Below are 17,761 nucleotides of genomic sequence, written 5' to 3'. Positions count from 1 at the left end.
TTTGTGGGGTAGCGACACAATATTGCGGTGGTGCTGGGTACCCGCGGTGGGTTTCGTACCTTTGCAGCGCATTTTCCCACCCGAAAATGCCGCGAACTGACTGACTTATGGAAAGAGAAGTACGGGTGCGTTTTGCGCCCAGCCCCACGGGGCCGCTGCACATCGGCGGCGTGCGCACTGCGCTGTATAACTACCTGCTGGCCCGGAAGCTGGGCGGCAAGATGCTGCTGCGCATCGAGGACACTGACCAGAACCGCTTTGTGCCCGGGGCCGAGCAGTACATCATGGATTCGCTGCGCTGGTGCGGCATTGAAATCGACGAAGGAATTGAGCAGGGCGGCCCCCACGCCCCCTACCGCCAGAGCGAGCGGAAGCCCATGTACCGCCAGTACGCCGACCAGCTTATCCGGGACGGCTACGCCTATTACGCCTTCGATACGCCCGAGGAGTTGGACGCCATGCGTGCCCGCCTCACGGCCGCCAAGGTGCCTAACCCCCAGTACAACAGCATCACCCGCGCCCAGATGCGCAACTCCCTGACCCTGCCGGCCGAGGAAGTGCAGCAGCTGCTGGATTCGGGCGCGCCCTACGTAATTCGTCTGAAGGTGCCGCGCAAGGAAGAAGTTCGCTTCAACGACCTCATCCGGGGCTGGGTAGTGGTGCACTCATCTTCCATTGACGATAAGGTACTGATGAAGTCGGATGGCATGCCGACCTATCACTTGGCTAACATCGTGGATGACCACCTGATGGAAATCACCCACGTCATCCGGGGCGAAGAGTGGCTGCCCTCGGCTCCACTGCACGTGCTGCTGTACCGCTACCTGGGTTGGGAAAGCACTATGCCCCAGTTTGCCCACCTGCCTCTGCTGCTCAAGCCCGACGGCACCGGCAAGCTGAGCAAGCGCGACGGTGATAAGCTGGGTTTCCCGGTATTTCCGCTGGAGTTCCACGGCAAGGACGCTGAAACCGGCGAGCCAACCGTCAGCAGCGGTTACCGCGAATCGGGCTACCTGCCCGAGGCGTTCATCAACTTCCTGGCCTTTCTGGGCTGGAACCCCGGCACCCAGCAGGAACTGTTCACGATGGACGAGCTGATTGAGGCCTTCTCAATTGAGCGCGTGAGCAAGTCGCCGGCCCGCTTTGACCAGAACAAGGTGCGCTGGTACAACGAGCAGTACCTGCGCGCCAAGCCCGACACCGAGCTGGCCCAGTACCTCACCGACGAGCTGAGCAAGCAGGGCATTTCGGTGCCCGCTGGCCAGGCCGAGCCCATTGCCGCGTTGGTGAAGGAGCGCGCTACCTTCCCCGCCGACCTGGCGAAGGAAGCCCAACTGTTCTTCCAGCGCCCCACCAGCTACGACGAGCAGGTAATCAGCAAGAAGTGGAACGCGCAGGTATCGGCGGCCCTGGCTGCCTTTGCTGCCCAGCTACCCGCTACCACCGATGCTTCGGCCGATGGTATCAAGGCCCTGCTCACGCAGGTGCTGGAAGCCCAGGGCCTGAAAATCGGGCAGGTGCTGCAGGCCCTGCGCGTGGCCGTGACCGGCAACGCCGCCGGCCCCGACCTGATGCACATCATGCACATTCTGGGCCCGCAGGAAACTGCTGCCCGCATTCAGGCGGCCGTAGCTGCGCTGCCCGCTTAAGCAAGCGCCTGTAATTTCAGCGTCTGAAAACGCCCGTCTGGCTTTGTCCGGGCGGGCGTTTTACATTACCTGATCTGCACTGTCAGAGGATAGCCCCTTCTTACTTTGTTTAGCATACTGGCTTGTTATCCGGCCCTAATATTACCGTTCTTGGAAGATATTGACCGGCCTGCCCAGCTTCAAACCAAACAGTGTACTATACCTTATTTCAAGTCAGCGGATGAAAGCATTATATCTCGCTCCGGCCCTGCTGCTCTTGCCTGGCACCTATGCTTGCGGGCAAGCCACAGCAGCACTCAGGCAGGAAGTTTATGGGGCTGTCAGTAGAATGTGCCTGCCCGATGGATTAGGATTACCAACAGACGCTGGCTACTGGTATCAGATAGGATATCAGCGGCCTTTTCAAAATGAGCGGGTAGCTGCCAAGCTAGAGCTAGGGTATCGAAAGTCGCGGAGTAGCTGGCACGTAGCGGAACTTGCAATTGATTTTACCGGCCGCCCCACCCAGCGGCTTACGCTGGATGCATTGCTGGCATACGACCTACTCAAGTTTCCTCGCCACGCTTTGCGGCTGGCTGCCGGACCTTCTTTGTGGCATTATGAGGATGACGAACTTGCTAGCTATTCGCTTATCCGTTCCTCCGACGGTATCATTACCGGTGCCCTTGTTTGGTGGCAATCCAAGCAGGGCCTGACTGCGGGTGGGCAACTCCGCACCGAGTACGAGTACCAGATGACGCCAAAGGTGTCACTCGGTGCCCGGGGCGGCCTTGCTGTTCTGTCCTACCCTGGGGGGTTAACGTCGATTATCGGTTTATCAGCCGGCTATCGACTCTAAATAGGGCGGCCGCTCAATGCACCGCAGTTACTGGTGGTGAGGGCCTTTTATACGTGCGACCGGCAGGTACAATGCTGTAAGGCGACACCGTGCGTAAACCGTAGGCTTGCTGGATCGTATGCAGAAAGAGCCGGTTCTCGGCTTTTATTGTTGCTTAAGATCCCCACATCATGGCCAAAAAACCCGTTAACCCGAAGAAAAAAGCCATCGACCCCGAGAAAAAAGCCCGGGTGCATAAGGAACTGGAGGGCTTCGAAATCAAGGTGAACCCCTTGGGCGAAATCACCTCTAACTATTCCATCGAGGATATCAACCAGTTTCTGAACCGCCACGTGCGCGACAAAAAGCTGGTGAACCGCGACGGACAATTCGGGGAGAAAGATGAAGATGAGAATTTCCCCCTCGAAGATGGAATTCAGGAGCCCGAGGAATCGGACGAGGATTTCATGCGTCGCACCAGCACCGAGGCCAAGAAGAAGGGGGCCAAAGCCGCGGCCGAAGATGACGAGCTTCCGACGGAAGAACGGGAATAGCACATTGCCCGCTCCCGCGTGGATATAGCAAAAGCCCGATTTCATCGGGCTTTTGCTATACTTGGGCATCCTTTCACCCTTACCTTTTTCCCGATGCAGTCGCACGATGTGGACTATAAAATTCTCGGCAATGATATTCAGGTGCTGGAGGTAGAGCTGGACCCCAATGAAACCGTAGTGGCCGAAGCCGGGGCTATGGTATACATGAGCGAAGCCATTGCCTTCGAAACCAAGATGGGCGACGGCTCGGACGCAAATCAGAGCATCATGGGCAAGCTGTTTTCGGCCGGTACCCGTCTGATTACGGGCGAGTCGCTGTTCATGACGCACTTCACGCACCGGGGCGGCTACGGCAAGGCGCACGTGGCGTTTTCAGCCCCCTACCCCGGCACCATCATTCCGGTGGATATGCGCCAGCTACCCCAGGGGCTGATTGTACAGAAGGATGGCTTCCTGGCCGCGGCCAAGGGCACCAAAATCAGCCTGCACTTCAACCAAAAGCTGGGAGCCGGTTTCTTTGGGGGTGAAGGGTTTATCCTGCAGAAAATCACCGGTGACGGCAAAGCTTTTATCCACGCCGGCGGCACCATTATCGAGAAACACCTCACCAACGAACTGCTACGCGTGGATACTGGCTGCGTGGTGGCCTTCGAGCCGGGCATTGATTTCAGCATTGCCCGCGCGGGCGGCCTGAAATCCATGATTTTCGGGGGCGAAGGGTTGCTGCTGGCCACGCTGCGCGGCACCGGCCGCGTGTGGCTGCAGTCCATGCCTGTGAAAAAGCTGATCCAGGCCTTAGCTCCCAACGGCAGCAATGCGCAAAAGGAAAGCGGTGGCATCTTCAGCAACATTGTGGGCGGTATTCTGGACGAATAGCTTCGCCCAATCCCTACATACGCAAGGCCCGCCGACAGGTAGTATTACCAGTCGGCGGGCCTTGCGTATGTGGGGGTACTGAGCTGCTCAGGTAACGGCCGTGGCGGCAATAACGCCGATGCTGGCCAGCAGGGCCAGCAGTATCAGCCCTATAAATACCACGGTGAGCTTATGGGATTTAGCTTCCGGCTGACTGCTCGATTTCAGCCGATAACGCCGCCGTTGCCGCCCTGGGGAGGAAGCAGAAGTAGAAATAGTATCCATTTGTGGGAATTTTGGAAACAGATCAGAAACCGAATAGGGAAATATAACGGTCTTTCCCGACATAATACACTTTACGATTTCCGACACCCGACGGATTGCCGCTTCCTCCCGACTAACTTAAACTATCACTGGCTAAGCAGCTACTGCCTTTCCAACCTCCAATCAGTCGATTATTTCGCGGCTCTACAGTCGAGTTATGGTGCAATTTCTCTGTTCACGCGGCTTAGCGGCCGGGATGCTTTGCAGAGTCGCCAGCAGGGGTAAGGAGGCTGGTAGTCGTTTTTATTCCGTTGCGGTAAAACTCCGAGGGCTGCGGCTGGCCGGCCGTATCGTAGCACTTCCATTCGCCAAACCAGAAAAACCGCACGTTAGCATCCGTAATCCGATACCGCGCCTGCCCCTGCCGAGCCAGTTGCCCGTTGGAATGGTAGTAACGGATGGTGAGCAGGCCCGGTGGCCGGCGGTAAAACTGCTCCTGCCGCTCCAGGCCGCCTGTGGGGTGGTAATAGCGCCACCGCCCCACCGGCAGCCCGTGCCGGTAGCGCCCGGCATTGGCAGGGTGCTGCTCGGCCATATCGAAATACTCCCGCCAGGGGCCGTGCCGCTTATCATCGGCGGCATGAAAGCGGTTGCGGGACCAGAACCCGATGGGGCCACGCTGCTGCACAGTGGCACAACTTACCAGAGCCGCAACAAGCGGAGCACATAACAGGCAACAAACTAAATAGCGCATCGGCAACAGAGAAAAGCTGTACCGGATAGTTACAACTAATTATTTAGTTGTGAAAGTAATTCCTCCAGAAATTCCCGGGAATTGCTGAGACGCGGTACTTTGTGCTGCCCGCCCAGCTTGCCTTTGCAGGCCAGCCACCGCTCGAAAGTACCGACCGGCGCGGCCGTAACAACCGGCAACTGCAGCGCTAGGTCGCGGTGGCGCTTGGCGTCGTAGTCGGAGTTAAGCTGCCGCAGGGTGGCGTCCAGTACCTGCGTGAAGTGGGGCAGGTTGACGGCCTCGGGTGGCTGCGTGAACTCAATCAGCCACTGATGACTACCCCGGGAGGTGCCATTGTGCGCGGCAAAGTAGATGGGAGCGGCCGTGTAATCCCGCACGGTAGAGCCGGTGGCCTGGCAGGCAGCTGCAATGGCGGCATCGGCGTTTTCCACCACTACCTCCTCCCCGAAGGCATTCAGAAAATGCTTGGTGCGCCCTACTATACGGATGCGGTAGGGTACCAAGCTGGTAAACCGTACTGTATCCCCGATTTTATAGCGCCAGAGGCCGGCGTTGGTACTGATGATAAGCGCGTAAGTACGCCCCAGTTCCACCTCTTCCAGCCCAATGGCGCGGGGCTCGGAAGCTTCCCACTGGTCGATGGGCACAAACTCGTAGTAAATGCCGTGGTTAAGCAGCAGCAGCAGGTCCTCGGAGTTGGGCTCATCCTGCAGCGCAATGTAGCCTTCGGAGGCGTTGTACACTTCCAAGTAGCGCATTTGCGGGCTGGGAATCAGCTGCCGGAACAGCTCCCGGTACGGCCCGAAGGCTACGGCTCCGTGCAGGAACAGCCCCAGCCGGGGCCACACGTCCAGAATGGACTCGGCCTGGGCCAGCTCTACCACCCGGCGCAGCAGCACAATCATCCAGGTGGGCACGCCGGCCAGCACCCGTACATCCTGGGTGAGCACGTGGCGGGCAATGCGCTCAATCTTCTCCTCCCATTCATCCAGCAACGCCAGCTCCAGCGGTGGGGTGCGCACGTACTCGGCCCAGGCGGGCAGGTTTTGCATGATAACCGCCGACACGTCGCCGACGCGGGAAGTGGCGTCCGTGGATCGAAAGGGGTTAGGGCCGTGCGTACCGCCCAACGACAGGGTTTTGCCGCCCAGTATATCCACCTCGGGGTAGTAGAGCGTAGCCAGGGCCGTCATGTCGCGGCCGGCGCGGTAGTGGCCCCCGTGCAGCGACTCCCGGGTGACGGGAATGTATTTGCTGCGGGCGTTGGTGGTGCCACTGCTCTTGGCAAACCACGCCGGTCGGCCGGGCCAGAGCACGTTGGCTTCTCCCTGCAACACCCGTTCAATCTGCGGATACAGCTCCTCGTAGCTGCTGATGGGCACCCGCTGGGCAAACTCCCGGGCCGAGGGTCCTTCGGCGTAGCCGTAGCGGCGGCCCCACTCGGTGGCGCGGGCGGTGCGGAGCAGGTCCGTCAGTACCTGGGCCTGAGCATCCAGCGGCTGCTGCCGGATGTGCTCGATGCTAGCCAGCCGACGCTGCACGGCCCAGGTTAAAACGGTACTAATCACAGAATAGAAGCTAAAAACGGGGAAAACAAGCGGGCGGCAGCCGGATACTCTGTACCGACTGCCGCCCGGGAAAGTTACCGAAATGTCTGGCACCCGACTCCGCCCGGAGCCGGCCGCCTAGATTTTTCGCTTCAGCTCAAAGTGCTTGCCCAGGTACACGCGGCGCACCATCTCGTCCTCGGCCAGCTCCTCGGCAGTGCCGGCTTTCAGCAGCTTACCCTCAAACAGCAGGTAGGCCCGGTCCACGATGCTGAGGGTTTCGTTCACGTTGTGGTCGGTGATGAGGATGCCGATGTTCTTGTGCTTGAGCTTGGCTACAATGCCCTGAATTTCCTCCACCGCAATGGGGTCGACGCCGGCGAAGGGCTCATCCAGGAGCACAAACTTAGGGTCCACGGCCAGGGCCCGGGCAATTTCGGTGCGCCGCCGCTCCCCGCCGCTGAGCACCCGGCCCAGGTTTTTGCGCACGTGGGTCAGGCTGAACTCATTGAGCAGCTCCTCCACCTTGTCGCGCTGGGCCTGTTTGGGCAGGTTGGTCATTTCCAGCACCGACAGGATGTTTTCCTCCACGCTCAGGTCGCGGAATACGGAGGCTTCCTGGGCCAGATAGCCGATGCCCAGGCGGGCCCGCTGGTAAATGGGCAGCCGGGTAATGTCCCGGTCATCGAGAAACACCTTGCCTTCGTTCGGCTTCACCATGCCCACTGTCATGTAGAACGAAGTGGTTTTGCCGGCCCCGTTCGGTCCCAGCAAACCCACAATTTCGCCCTGCTCCACGTGCAGGCTCATGTCGTTCACTACCGTGCGCGACTTGTATTTCTTAACCAGATGTTCAGCGCGTAATATCATCGTGGGGCAAAGGTAGTGGGTAGGTCGCAGGTGAATGCCGGATGGCGGCAGAGGTTGTCCGGGTACTTAGCCCTTACGCGTGAGCACCTGCCGACGCAAAGCCAGCTGGGCAGGCGTAGCCGCAGTACTATTTACCAATCGGTTGGTTTCCTCAGCCTGGTACTCCTGGGGCGTGCCTTTTACGGTACCCGTGGTGGAACCGCGCCGCACGGTAAGCGTTACGGGAGCATCCGACAGATTCTCGGAGCCTACCAATGGACGGAGCAGCTGCTCGGCATTGTCCATCGTGAGAGGTTGCCCGTTCACGGCCAGAATGGCGTCGTTGTTGCGCAAACCGAAGGCATTGGTTTCGGGCTGTACTTCGGTAGTCTGGAATTCCTTTTGGGCTTCATCGTATTTAAAGCCCAGCTGCCCGAAAGCCCGGATTTTGACGGTGGCCTTGGGCACGTAGTCCCACCCGATTTTGCCCAGGTACTCGGCCAGCGGCAGGGGCTCCTGGCCAATTACGTACCGGTCGAAGAACTCCTGCAATTGCGGGTTGGTGAGGGCTACCACCTCCGGAATCAGGTCCTTATCCTCGAACGAGCGGGTAGGGCCGTACTTCTGGCGCAGGGCCAGCAGCACGTCGCGCAGGGTTTGGCGGCCCTGGCTCAGCTCCTGAATCCGGATATCAAGCAGCAGGCCGATGAGGGCACCCTTCTTGTACACGTTTTCATACATGTCGTCGTAGGGCTTTTCCAGAATGCGGCGGCTCATTTCGGTGAAGGATACGCCCTCGGGGTACTTCTGCGCGTCGCGGATTTTGCCGCGCATCGTCTGCCGGAACTCATCCTCCGAAATCAGCCCGCCCTGCAACTGCACCAACTGGGCCACGTACTCCGTCACGCCCTCGTACAGCCACAGGTGCTGCGACATCTGCGGGCTGCGGAAGTCGAACTCGCCAATCTCGCGGGAATGAATGTTGAGCGGGGCCAGCATGTGCAGGAACTCGTGGGAGCTGACCTCCACCACCATGCTTTTCAACCGCTCGGGGCTGCTGATTTCGGGCAGAAAGTACACGGAGGAGTAGCTGTGCTCCATGGCCCCGTACCGGCCGTCTTTGCTGCTGAGCGGCGAGCCGCTGGCCGGGAAGTAGAACAGGAACTGGTAGCGCGGCACCGGCATCTGTCCGAAGAACTTGGCCAGCGCCTCCGACATGGGCCGCAGCATCTGGCTCACGTCGGCAGCCTTCACCAGCCCGCTCTCCGATAGCACCGCCACCGACACGCGGGCCCCGCCGGTGCTGAAGCTGGCCGTATCGGGCCGGGCGTACAGAATGGGGCCGTCGGAAAGGGTTACGTAGCTGGGAGCCGTGAATACGTCCTCGGTGGCGGAGGTCCGGCGCACATTCAGAGCAGTGGCCCCGAACAGCTCGGCGGGTTTGGTTACCTGCACCTCGTAGGGCACCATTTTATAGCCCTCCAGATAGCCGTAGAGGCCGTAGTGGTTGAGCAGGAAGCTGCGGCCGGCGTCGAAGTTGGTGCCGCCGGGCTGGAAGATAAACGAGTCGTCCTGCTTCACGTCCCAGGTATCATCCACTGAGTACTCCAGCCGGGCCAGCTGCCGGGCCCCGTCGATGACGAACAGGTTGGGGCCGCTATTTTTGACTTTCAGCGTCTTGCCGTTTTTGTCGAAGGCCTTGAAGCCCGACACGAAGCGGCCATAGTCCTTCTTGGAATAGGAGCCCGGAATAACGGAGGGCATCACGTAGGTTACCTGGTTTTCCTGCACCGGGGGCGTGTTCACCACCACTTTCAGCCGGTCGTTGGCGGCTTGTTGCAAGTTGAGGGTAACGTGGTAGCCGGCGGGCTGCTGCGCCCAGACAGTGGTGGCGGCTAAGCTCAGGCCCAATGCCAGCAAAGCAGTTTTCATACAACAAACAAGAATAGATAGAATACGGCACTAACGCCTCGGCGAAGATAGGTAGTATGGGTGGGGGATTGTCGAATGGCTGGCTTGTCATGCAAGCAGCGGAAATCATTCCATCCTGCTTAACATGCCACACACTAACCTATGCAAACGCCACCGAACCCAGTTGAGCCGAAAACCTGGTTACGCTGGATCAAATAACTTGGCTCGCTCTATTCCTGCGTACTTTGGCGGCATGCGCATACAATCCATCAGTCGCACCGTGCTGGCCGTTTTCTTTATTGGGGCTGGGATTACGCACTTTACCAATCCCGCAGGATTTTTGCGCATTGTGCCACCCTACCTGCCGGCACCTCTGCTGCTGGTGTATTTGAGCGGGGCGGCCGAGTTGGCCGGCGGCCTCGGGCTTTTGTGGCCGGCAACCCGCCCTTGGGCAGCCTGGGGCCTGCTGGCGCTGCTGGTAGCCGTGTTTCCGGCCAACGTATACATGCTGCAAACCCACGGCGCAGGCCTGCCGGTACCCATGTGGGCACTGTGGCTCCGGCTGCCCCTGCAGTTGGTACTAATGGGCTGGGTGTGGTGGAGTACGCGGCCAGCGGCAAAAACGTAACAGATACGTGGCGTAGCTTGGCGTTATTTTTGATGATCTGCTGACTTCCCAGTGCTATTGACTGGCAGTAGCCGGGTTTACCTCCTCTCCTTTCTTATGCTGCGTACTTTATCTCTTATTGGCCTGATAACTCTTGGCAGTCAATGGGCCCGTGCCCAATTACTTACGGAGGCATCTCAGGCTACTGCTGCCCGGGACTCGCTACTGCAGGTAGCCGCTGCTACCCGTTTGGAACTGGCCCAACAAACCAGTTTCGTGCTGAAAGCATCTAACAAGCGCCGCTCTCACGTGGTGCGCGGATATAGATACTCTACCGACACCAATTCCTCGGAGTACAAAAAGCGCAAGGTCCTGGTCTGGCAGCAGCGCACTATTTACCGTCGTAACGGACGGGTGCAGGAGAAATACACTGCCTATCTGCACGACCGTCGAATTCTGGATGAGCGGTGGCTGAACGACCGTCCACTTTGGATACGACTGAACCGCCCCCAGGATCTGAAGACTAGTTCTTCAAAGTCGAGTCAGCCTGGTTTTGCGGGCCTGTATGTTGCAAGTGGGTTTCTAAGCTGGAATGCCAAAAAATACCTGCTGCCAACCGCCTTGCATCCGGTAGCCAAATAATGTAGGCCACCGGCTGACGCTGTTGCCGGTGGTAACAGCGTCAGCCTAGTGCTTATGACCGATCAGAAGCCGGTACAGCGTACCGGGCAATTTACGTGGCCCTGTTCGTACGGATTTCGTACGGACAATGCGCCCAGCACTATTCCCAGCGAATATCCTTCACCCGCAGCTGCAGGTTTTTTATGCCGCGGTACTCGTTCATTTCCACAGTATAGCACACGCTGAAGGGCTGGCCCTGACGGATACGCTCGTAGTACTCGCCCAGCCCGAAACCAATGGCATCTACGGTGTGGTGGCCATCCTGGGTAAGAGTGAGCTTAAGGTGGGAGTTGCCCACAATGCGGGCCGAATCGGGGGCGGCGTACACCCGCTCGGAGGCGAATACCGGGTTGGGGTTGCCGGGCCCGAACGGCTCCATCTGGCTGAGCAGGCGGTAGAAAGCCGGCGTAATGTCGCTGAGCTGCACCGTGAGGTCAATTTCCACCGGCGGAATCAGCTGCTCCGGCAGGATGCGGCCCGCCACAATCTGTTCAAACTTGGCCCGGAAGGCTGGCACGTTTTCCACGGGCAGCGTGAGGCCGGCGGCGTACATGTGCCCTCCGTACTGGTCGAGCAGCTCGGCACAGTCCTCAATGGCCTGGTGCACATCAAACCCCACCACCGAGCGGGCTGAGCCGGTGGCCTTACCGTTGCTTTCGGTGAGGATGATGGTAGGCCGGTAGTACTTATCGAGGCAGCGGGAGGCCACGATGCCCACCACGCCCTTGTGCCAGTCTTGCTTGAACAGTACGGTGGTACGGGCCGAGCGGAGCAGGTCGTCCTGCTCAATCATTTCCAGGGCCTCTTTGGTAATGCTGGTATCGAAGCCGCGGCGCTCCTGGTTGGTTTTGTCCACCACACCGGCCGTAGCCACAGCCTCGGCAGTAGTATCGGCCAGCAGCATGGCCACGGCCCGCTTGGCGTCGCCCATGCGGCCGGCGGCGTTGATGCGGGGGGCAAACCCAAATACCAGACTACTGATGTTCAGCTCGGCGGTTTGCAGGCCAGCCAGCTCACGCAGGGCATCCAGGCCGGGGCGCTGGGGCCGCTGCCGGTCGTTGATGAGGCGCAGGCCGTGGAAGGCCAGCGTGCGGTTTTCGCCGTAGATGGGCACAATATCGGCCGCAATGCTCACGGCCACCAGGTCCAGCAGCTCGTACAGGTCGTCCTCGGCCAGGCCTTGGCGCTGGGTAAACGCCTGCATCAGCTTGAATCCTACCCCGCAGCCCGACAGCTCCTTGAACGGGTACGGACAATCAGCGCGCTTGGGGTCCAGCACGGCCACGGCTTGGGGCAGCTCGGGGCCGGGCAAGTGGTGGTCACAGATAATGAAGTCGACGCCGAGGCGGTTGGCGTAGGTTATTTTCTCTACCGCCTTCACGCCGCAGTCGAGGGCAATGATGAGCTGGTAGCCGAAGTCGTGGGCGTGGTCGATGCCGGCCTCCGATACGCCGTAGCCCTCCTTGTACCGGTCGGGAATGTAGTAATCCACCCGCTCGGCCCCGAAGAACTGGCGCAGGTAGCTGTACACCAGCGCCACCGAGGTGGTGCCGTCCACGTCGTAGTCGCCGTACACCAGCACCCGCTCACCCAGGTGCAGGGCCCGCAGCAGACGGTCCACGGCCCGGTCCATGTCGCGCATCAACAGCGGGTCGGGCAGCTGGCTCAGGTCGGGCCGGAAATAGGCGCGGGCTTCCTCAAAGGTGCACACGCTGCGCTGGCAAAGCAGGCTAACGATGGCCTCGTTGACGCGTAGGGCGTCGGCCAGGTGCCGGACTTTTTCAACGTCAGGCGCGGGCTTGCGAATCCATCTTTTTTCCATATTTCTGCCAGATACTGCCGGGGGCTATATCTTCAAAAGTACGAAAAGAAACGCACGGATTTAGACCGATTCCATAGAGTACCAGAATCCGGCATGTCCGCCGGAGCGCGTACATCCATGTAATTTTTCGCCCCTGGCAAGGAGGCTACAAGCTTCTTACACAGGCTGGAATAGGGCTTGAAAATGCCGCTCAACCGTAGCACTTGGGTAACGCCGAAAAATTTTATCCGAGCGAGGCTAGTTCACCACATCGCCGCGCAGCTTGCGGAAGCGTTTGCGGGCCTCCGCCACGTAAATGCTGCCGGGGTATTTGGTGATAACCTGGTTATAGAGCTGCTGGGCTTTCTCCCGGTCCTGCACATTTTCCTCCAGAATGCTGGCCGCCAGGAACAGGGCATCGTCACTGAGCACATCGTACTTGGGGTTGGCCGTGATGCGCTCCAGGGTGCTGAGGGCACCGGGGTAGTCGCCGGTGCGGCGCAGCAATTGGGCTTTCAGAAACCAGGCTTCGTCCTGCAGGGAGTGGCCGGGGTATTTAGTCAGCAGCGCATCGAGGCCGCGCAGAGCTTCGGGCACCTTATTCTGGAATACCTGCTGCTCCACGGCGGCGTAGTCGCGCAGGGCCACGCCGGCGGTGTCCATAGCCGTGTTGTCGGTGATGAGCAGGCTGAGCTGCATGGCATCGTTGGCAATTTCGCGGCTGGTGGCCTGCTTCAGAATATCCAGGTGCGACTGGGCTAGCTTGAAGTCGCCGGCGAAGTAGCTGAGGCGGGCGTTGCGCAGCTTGGCCTCGTAGCCCAGCGGCGTGTCCTTGTGCGACTTTTCCACCTGCGAGTACAGCAGCGTGGCCTCCCAAGGCTCGGCGCGCAGCAGGTAGATGTCGGCCAGGTCAATCTTGGCCTGGTCTACCACCTCCAGGCTGGCGCGGGGCATGGTAATTACTTCGTTGAGCAGCTTGATGGCCGGCTCCTTCTCATCCAGCTGAAATGCCCGCAGCGCGGCCATGCTGCGCAGCACGGGGGCCGTTTCGGGCGTGCGGCCCAGGTCCTGGAGCACTTGCTCGTATTCCTGCAGCAGCCCGCGTAGCTGGGCCACGTTCACGGGGTAGGTGGTGCGCACCTGTTCCTCACGGGTTTGCACCAGCCGCTGCCGCACCAGGGCGTAGTAGGGGCTGTTGCGGTACTCGCGCACCAAATAGTCGTAGGCCTGAATGGCACTTTCGTAGTCTTTGTTCCGACGGGCAATTTCGGCCACCTCCAGTACCCGCTGCCCTTCTGTGCGCCCCCGCCGGTCGAGGGCTTTAGCCTGCACCAGCGCCCCGGTAAAGTCGCGGCGCTGCACCTGCAGCCACAGCAGCAGCTCACTGTAGGCGGGCCGGTCGGGGTTTTTCTGCACCAAGCTCAGCAGCTCCTTTTCCAGGGCGGCAAAGTCCTTTTCCTCCTGCAGGCTGTTCTGAAGCATGTTGCGCACGAACGGCAGCTGCTGCTCATCCGTTTGCAACAGGCGCAGGGTTTCGCCCATCAGCTTGTCCGGCTGGTTCTGCCGGGTGTAGAGTTGAATGAGCTGGGGACCGAACTCGGTTTCGGAGCGGGCCAGCTCGCGGCCGCGCAGGTAGGTGCGCACGGCCCAATCGGGCTGGTTTAGTCGCTGAAATTCCCAGGCTACGGCTGGCACCTGCTCCACGGTCAGTTGGCTAAGCACTTTATCCCATTGCTTTCTGGCGGCCAGCTCATCAACGGATTGGGCGTACAGCTGGCCTAGCATGACGGGCAACGCCGCTTCGCCGGGCCGTTGCTTGATGGCCCGCTTCAGCAGCTTTTCAGCTTCTTTGTACTGCTTCATTCCCTGCAGCGCGGCCAGGTAGTCGGGCAGGATGTTGGGCGCAATTTGCTCGTCATTACGCAGGCGGCTGAACAGGAAGGCCGCCTTTTCATGGTCTCCCTTTCGCTCGTACTCGCGGGCCAGCTGTACCTGACTGTCTTCTTGTTCCTGAGCTACAGCTGGGCCGGCCGCCAGCAGCCCCACCACCATACTCACCCCGGCCAACAAACGCAACGACTTGTTCATACGCGCTACAACGAAAAGCTACGGCCCGAAGTGCCAGGCGGTGAGATGATGAAGTTGAGAAGTGGGGAAAACGTGAATGAGCAAAGAGTAATCAGTTCATCCAGTTCCTTTACTAACGCAGAAGGGCCGCACCCTAAGGTACGGCCCTTTTGCTTTTCTGCTGGAGCAATGGCTTAGAAGAACTTCGTGCGGTTGTCCTTCACGTTAGCGTGCTGCTTGATGGCTTCAAAGATGAGGCCGTCGGCGCGGGCGGTGCGCTGGGCCGTCAGCTGCTGCCGGGCGGCTTTCACATCGGCCGTGGCGGGAGCGGGCGTAGCCGTTACGGGCTCCACAATCAGTACGCCCTGCTCACCGGCAAAGGCTTTCGACTTCTGGCCGGGCTTCAGACCGAAGGCTTTGCCCACGGCTACCGGTTCCGAGCCCAGGCCCGGAATCATGCCCTGGCCCAACACTACGTTGTCGGCCGTTTTCACCTGCGCACCGTTGCCGTACGCCTGAGCAATCTGCTCCAGCGTGCTGCCTTTGGCGGCGTTCAGCTTGTTGATGATCTGTTCGGCTTTCAGTTCGTTGCGTACCAGAGCGGTTACCTCGGGCTTCACGCTGGCCACGTCGGCGGTGCCTTTAGTCCGCTCTCCAGTCAGCACGGCAATAACGTAAGCATCACCGATTTCAAACACCGGCGACACGTCGCCTACTTTGGCTTGCTGGCCTTCAACGTTGGCCCCGTAGGCCCAGCGCACCAGCTGGCGGGCACCCTGCAGGTTGTTCACGGCCTGGTCGCCGCGGCCGAGGCTTTTGGCCTCCACCTTCTGCAGGCTCTTGTCTTTGGCTACAGCGGCCCGGAACGAGGCCAGGTCAGTAGCTTCGCCTTTCAACTGCTGGGCTTTGTTGTAAGCGGCTTCGCGGGTAGCATCGGTGGGCTGGATGGTCTTCTGCACGGTGGCCACGCGGTAGGTCTGGCTGGTTTTGGGAGCCGTTACCTTCACAATGTGGTAGCCAAAGGAGGTTTTCACCAGGTTGGGCAACAAGCCAGCCGAGGTAGCCCCGAACACCGCCTTCTCAAACTCGGGCACCATGCGGCCCTGCTGGAACCAGCCCAGGTCGCCGCCAGTGGCGGTGGTACCGTCGGTGCCAAACTGCCGGGCCATGGCCGCGAAGTCAGCACCGCCTTTGATCTTGTTGAGTACGTCCGTGGCCTTGGCTTTGGCGGCGGCATCGGCTTCGGGCGTGGTGCCGTCGGCTTTGATGAGGATGTGGCTGGCGCGGGCAGCGGGCTGGGCACCGGCTTTCTCACCGGTTACTTTGAACAGCGAGTAAGTACCGTTTTCGGCGTAGGGGCCATACACTTTGCCTACCTGCAGGGGCAGCTGGGCGCGCAACTTCTCGGGCATATCGGCGGGTGAGAGGTAGGCGGGCTTGGTGGGGGCATCAGAGTTCAGCTGCACGAACGACGAATCCACCGGGGCCGAGGCAAACTGGGCGGCCAGCTCATCCACGTTTTTCTTGATGGTAGTGCTGTCATCCACCGAGGCCGTTACCGGAATGGCTACGTACTCGATGCTGCGGCCGTCCTCTACCTTGTAGCGGGCTTTATTTTTGTCGATGTAGGCCTGCAGCTGGTCGTTGCTCACCTTCACGCTGGAATCCGACACGGTGAAGTAGGGCACGAACAGGTAGCGCATGTTCACCTGGGCGGCCTGGCCTTCGTTGTAGCGTTTGGCCTCGGCCGAGGTTACGTAGGTGCTCAGCTTGAGCAGGTTGGTGTACTTGGTACCTAAACGCTCCGGGGTCAGGTTGGCTTCGAAGTTGGCGAAGGCCATCTGCGCCTGCGGGTCCATCTTGTCGAGGTTGCGCAGGTACTCTTGCACCTTCAGCACATCAAACTGGCCGGTTTTGGGGTCGGTGAAGGCCTGGCGGATGCTGGGGTGCACGTTCACGCCCTGCACCATATCGGTCAGCTCTTCGTCGGACACCTTCAGGCCCAGCTTTTCAAATTCCTTCTGGAAGGCAATGCGGTAGAGGGTCTGGTTCCAGGCCTGGTCGCGCAGGTAGCCCAGCGCCTGGTCGTCGGGCTGGCGCTGCTGCTGCTGAATGAAGGCCTGCTTAGCCTGCTCCAGGGTATTCTCAAAATCTGCGTATTCCACCTTTTCACCGGCTACTTCGCCCACCGACATATCGTTGCCGGCGAAGATGCTACTCCGACCGTACAGGAAGTCACCCCCGAGCATGAAAAGCAGCAGGCCGATGATGATGGCGCCGACTGCCCAGCCCGATTTTTCTCGAATCGTGTTGATTAATGCCATTTACTTGAAAAAAAGCGCAGGTAGAAAAGGTGAATGAGGTGCAAAATAACCAAAAAAGATGGTCATTCGGCAATCCTGTTCCAAGTGATAGTCAGGGCCTGATGCCACTCCGGCACATGGGCCGGCGGCCATCCGCACCAGCCACCTACACAGCAAGCCCCCGTCATCCGGTGAGGGAGCGGGGGCTATGGAGTGAAACTGCCGAACGATATACCGGGAGTTATTTCTTCTTTTTGGTCTTTTTGACGGGCGTTGCGGCGGCTTTGCGGGCGGCTTCGGCCTCGGCGGCCTTTATCTTGTCCTGCTGGCGCAGGTAGCGCAGCCAGATCACCAGCCCGAACGAGAGCATGTACAGCCAGTAGTTGGCGTACAGGCCTTCCATCTTGCCAATGGCCAGCGTGCGGTACGAGGCCACCACAAACGTGAACACGCTCAGCACAAACAGGATGGTGCGGCTGATGCCCGGGTCCCAGAATCGTTTCATAGGGCAGCTTACTTCTGATTAGGCGCGGCCGGAGCCGCCGTGGGCGCATTCTGCAGCGTGAACACGCCGGTGGGATTGAGGATGCGGTAGAGCGAGAAATCCTGGTTGGCGGTGAGGCCCCGGCCCGTAAGCACCTCGGTGGGCGTGGTCACCCGGATTTCGGTTTGCTCTTTGGTATAGATGGAGGCCTTGGTCTTGTCGTAGAAGGCCTCCTCGGTGTTCATGCGCTGCTGCTTGGGCACGTTGGTCACGCGCACGTCGCCGCGCATGGTATACAGGTTCTTGGCCTTCTCAAACTTGCCGTAGCGGCCCGTGATGGTGTTCACCACCGTTTCGCCCGCCCCATCCAGAAACGTGAGCTTTACGCCTTTCGGGTAAATCATGTCGCCCGACTCAAACTGCTGCTCCAGCGGGGCCGTAAGGCGAATGCGCAGCTTGGCCGAGTCGCTGACGAGCATCAGCACGTTTTCAGTTTCGATGGTGGGGCCTTTGTAGTCAACCTGCTTGACTTTCACCTCCTCCGCTTTCCGGCAGCCGGCCAGCAGCCCGGCCGCCAGCAGCACCGCCGAAACCCGATGTATCCCCCCGGCCGCCATG

At 59.9% G+C, this 17,761-nt stretch carries 16 protein-coding genes; 6 read left to right on the top strand and 10 right to left on the bottom strand.

Annotated elements, in window-relative coordinates:
- Nucleotides 1-107 precede the first annotated feature (107 nt).
- The 4 genes from gltX (at nucleotide 108) to ACN19L_RS12480 (ending at nucleotide 3,896) form a co-directional block, all read left to right on the top strand.
- A complete protein-coding gene (gene gltX / locus ACN19L_RS12495; RefSeq protein ID WP_426489835.1) occupies nucleotides 108-1,649 on the top strand; it encodes a glutamate--tRNA ligase in 1,542 nt (513 codons plus the stop codon).
- Between the two features lie 160 nt (nucleotides 1,650-1,809).
- Nucleotides 1,810-2,487, top strand: a complete 678-nt coding sequence (locus tag ACN19L_RS12490) for a hypothetical protein (protein WP_426489834.1) — start codon at nucleotides 1,810-1,812, stop codon at nucleotides 2,485-2,487.
- Between the two features lie 170 nt (nucleotides 2,488-2,657).
- The gene (locus ACN19L_RS12485) at nucleotides 2,658-3,020 is read left to right on the top strand and encodes a hypothetical protein (RefSeq protein ID WP_426489833.1); all 363 of its coding nucleotides are present in this window, start codon (nucleotides 2,658-2,660) and stop codon (nucleotides 3,018-3,020) included.
- Nucleotides 3,021-3,113: 93 nt separating this feature from the next.
- Nucleotides 3,114-3,896: a TIGR00266 family protein gene (locus ACN19L_RS12480; protein ID WP_426489832.1), complete on the top strand. Its 783-nt coding sequence runs from the start codon at nucleotides 3,114-3,116 to the stop codon at nucleotides 3,894-3,896.
- A gap of 87 nt (nucleotides 3,897-3,983) precedes the next feature.
- Here ACN19L_RS12480 and ACN19L_RS12475 read toward each other — a convergent pair whose 3' ends face one another.
- The 5 genes from ACN19L_RS12475 to ACN19L_RS12455 form a co-directional block, all read right to left on the bottom strand.
- Nucleotides 3,984-4,160, bottom strand: coding sequence for a hypothetical protein (locus ACN19L_RS12475; RefSeq protein ID WP_426489831.1), 177 nt, complete (start codon nucleotides 4,158-4,160; stop codon nucleotides 3,984-3,986).
- Between the two features lie 223 nt (nucleotides 4,161-4,383).
- Nucleotides 4,384-4,827, bottom strand: a complete 444-nt coding sequence (locus tag ACN19L_RS12470) for a toxin-antitoxin system YwqK family antitoxin (protein ID WP_426489830.1) — start codon at nucleotides 4,825-4,827, stop codon at nucleotides 4,384-4,386.
- 101 nt (nucleotides 4,828-4,928) lie between these two features.
- The gene (locus ACN19L_RS12465) at nucleotides 4,929-6,461 is read right to left on the bottom strand and encodes a GH3 auxin-responsive promoter family protein (protein WP_426489829.1); all 1,533 of its coding nucleotides are present in this window, start codon (nucleotides 6,459-6,461) and stop codon (nucleotides 4,929-4,931) included.
- Nucleotides 6,462-6,578: 117 nt separating this feature from the next.
- Nucleotides 6,579-7,310 (bottom strand): LPS export ABC transporter ATP-binding protein, encoded by a 732-nt coding sequence (lptB, locus tag ACN19L_RS12460; protein WP_426489828.1) that lies wholly within the window; start codon nucleotides 7,308-7,310, stop codon nucleotides 6,579-6,581.
- A gap of 66 nt (nucleotides 7,311-7,376) precedes the next feature.
- The gene (locus ACN19L_RS12455) at nucleotides 7,377-9,221 is read right to left on the bottom strand and encodes a peptidase M61 (RefSeq protein WP_426489827.1); all 1,845 of its coding nucleotides are present in this window, start codon (nucleotides 9,219-9,221) and stop codon (nucleotides 7,377-7,379) included.
- Between the two features lie 232 nt (nucleotides 9,222-9,453).
- On the opposite strand from ACN19L_RS12455, the gene ACN19L_RS12450 reads away from it, so the two are divergent.
- Together ACN19L_RS12450 and ACN19L_RS12445 are read left to right on the top strand one after the other, a co-directional pair.
- Nucleotides 9,454-9,828 (top strand): DoxX family protein, encoded by a 375-nt coding sequence (locus ACN19L_RS12450; protein ID WP_426489826.1) that lies wholly within the window; start codon nucleotides 9,454-9,456, stop codon nucleotides 9,826-9,828.
- Between the two features lie 96 nt (nucleotides 9,829-9,924).
- Nucleotides 9,925-10,449 carry a hypothetical protein gene (locus ACN19L_RS12445; RefSeq protein WP_426489825.1) on the top strand — a complete coding sequence of 175 codons (525 nt, stop codon included), beginning with the start codon at nucleotides 9,925-9,927 and terminating at the stop codon, nucleotides 10,447-10,449.
- Between the two features lie 139 nt (nucleotides 10,450-10,588).
- Here ACN19L_RS12445 and recJ read toward each other — a convergent pair whose 3' ends face one another.
- The 5 genes from recJ to lptC form a co-directional block, all read right to left on the bottom strand.
- On the bottom strand, nucleotides 10,589-12,310 hold the full coding sequence (gene recJ, locus ACN19L_RS12440; protein WP_426489824.1) for a single-stranded-DNA-specific exonuclease RecJ: 1,722 nt from the start codon (nucleotides 12,308-12,310) through the stop codon (nucleotides 10,589-10,591).
- Between the two features lie 237 nt (nucleotides 12,311-12,547).
- Nucleotides 12,548-14,377 carry a tetratricopeptide repeat protein gene (locus ACN19L_RS12435; protein WP_426489823.1) on the bottom strand — a complete coding sequence of 610 codons (1,830 nt, stop codon included), beginning with the start codon at nucleotides 14,375-14,377 and terminating at the stop codon, nucleotides 12,548-12,550.
- Nucleotides 14,378-14,550: 173 nt separating this feature from the next.
- On the bottom strand, nucleotides 14,551-16,680 hold the full coding sequence (locus ACN19L_RS12430; protein WP_426489822.1) for a SurA N-terminal domain-containing protein: 2,130 nt from the start codon (nucleotides 16,678-16,680) through the stop codon (nucleotides 14,551-14,553).
- Nucleotides 16,681-16,900: 220 nt separating this feature from the next.
- Nucleotides 16,901-17,164 carry a hypothetical protein gene (locus ACN19L_RS12425; protein WP_426489821.1) on the bottom strand — a complete coding sequence of 88 codons (264 nt, stop codon included), beginning with the start codon at nucleotides 17,162-17,164 and terminating at the stop codon, nucleotides 16,901-16,903.
- An 8-nt stretch (nucleotides 17,165-17,172) separates the two neighbouring features.
- Nucleotides 17,173-17,760: an LPS export ABC transporter periplasmic protein LptC gene (gene lptC, locus ACN19L_RS12420; RefSeq protein WP_426493584.1), complete on the bottom strand. Its 588-nt coding sequence runs from the start codon at nucleotides 17,758-17,760 to the stop codon at nucleotides 17,173-17,175.
- Nucleotide 17,761: the final 1 nt, after the last annotated feature.

The sequence above is a fragment of the Hymenobacter sp. 102 genome (genome assembly GCF_049949205.1).
Lineage (GTDB): Bacteria > Bacteroidota > Bacteroidia > Cytophagales > Hymenobacteraceae > Hymenobacter.
The sequence above is the reverse complement of the archived record's forward strand: the minus strand, read 5'-3'. Positions and strand labels throughout refer to the sequence as shown.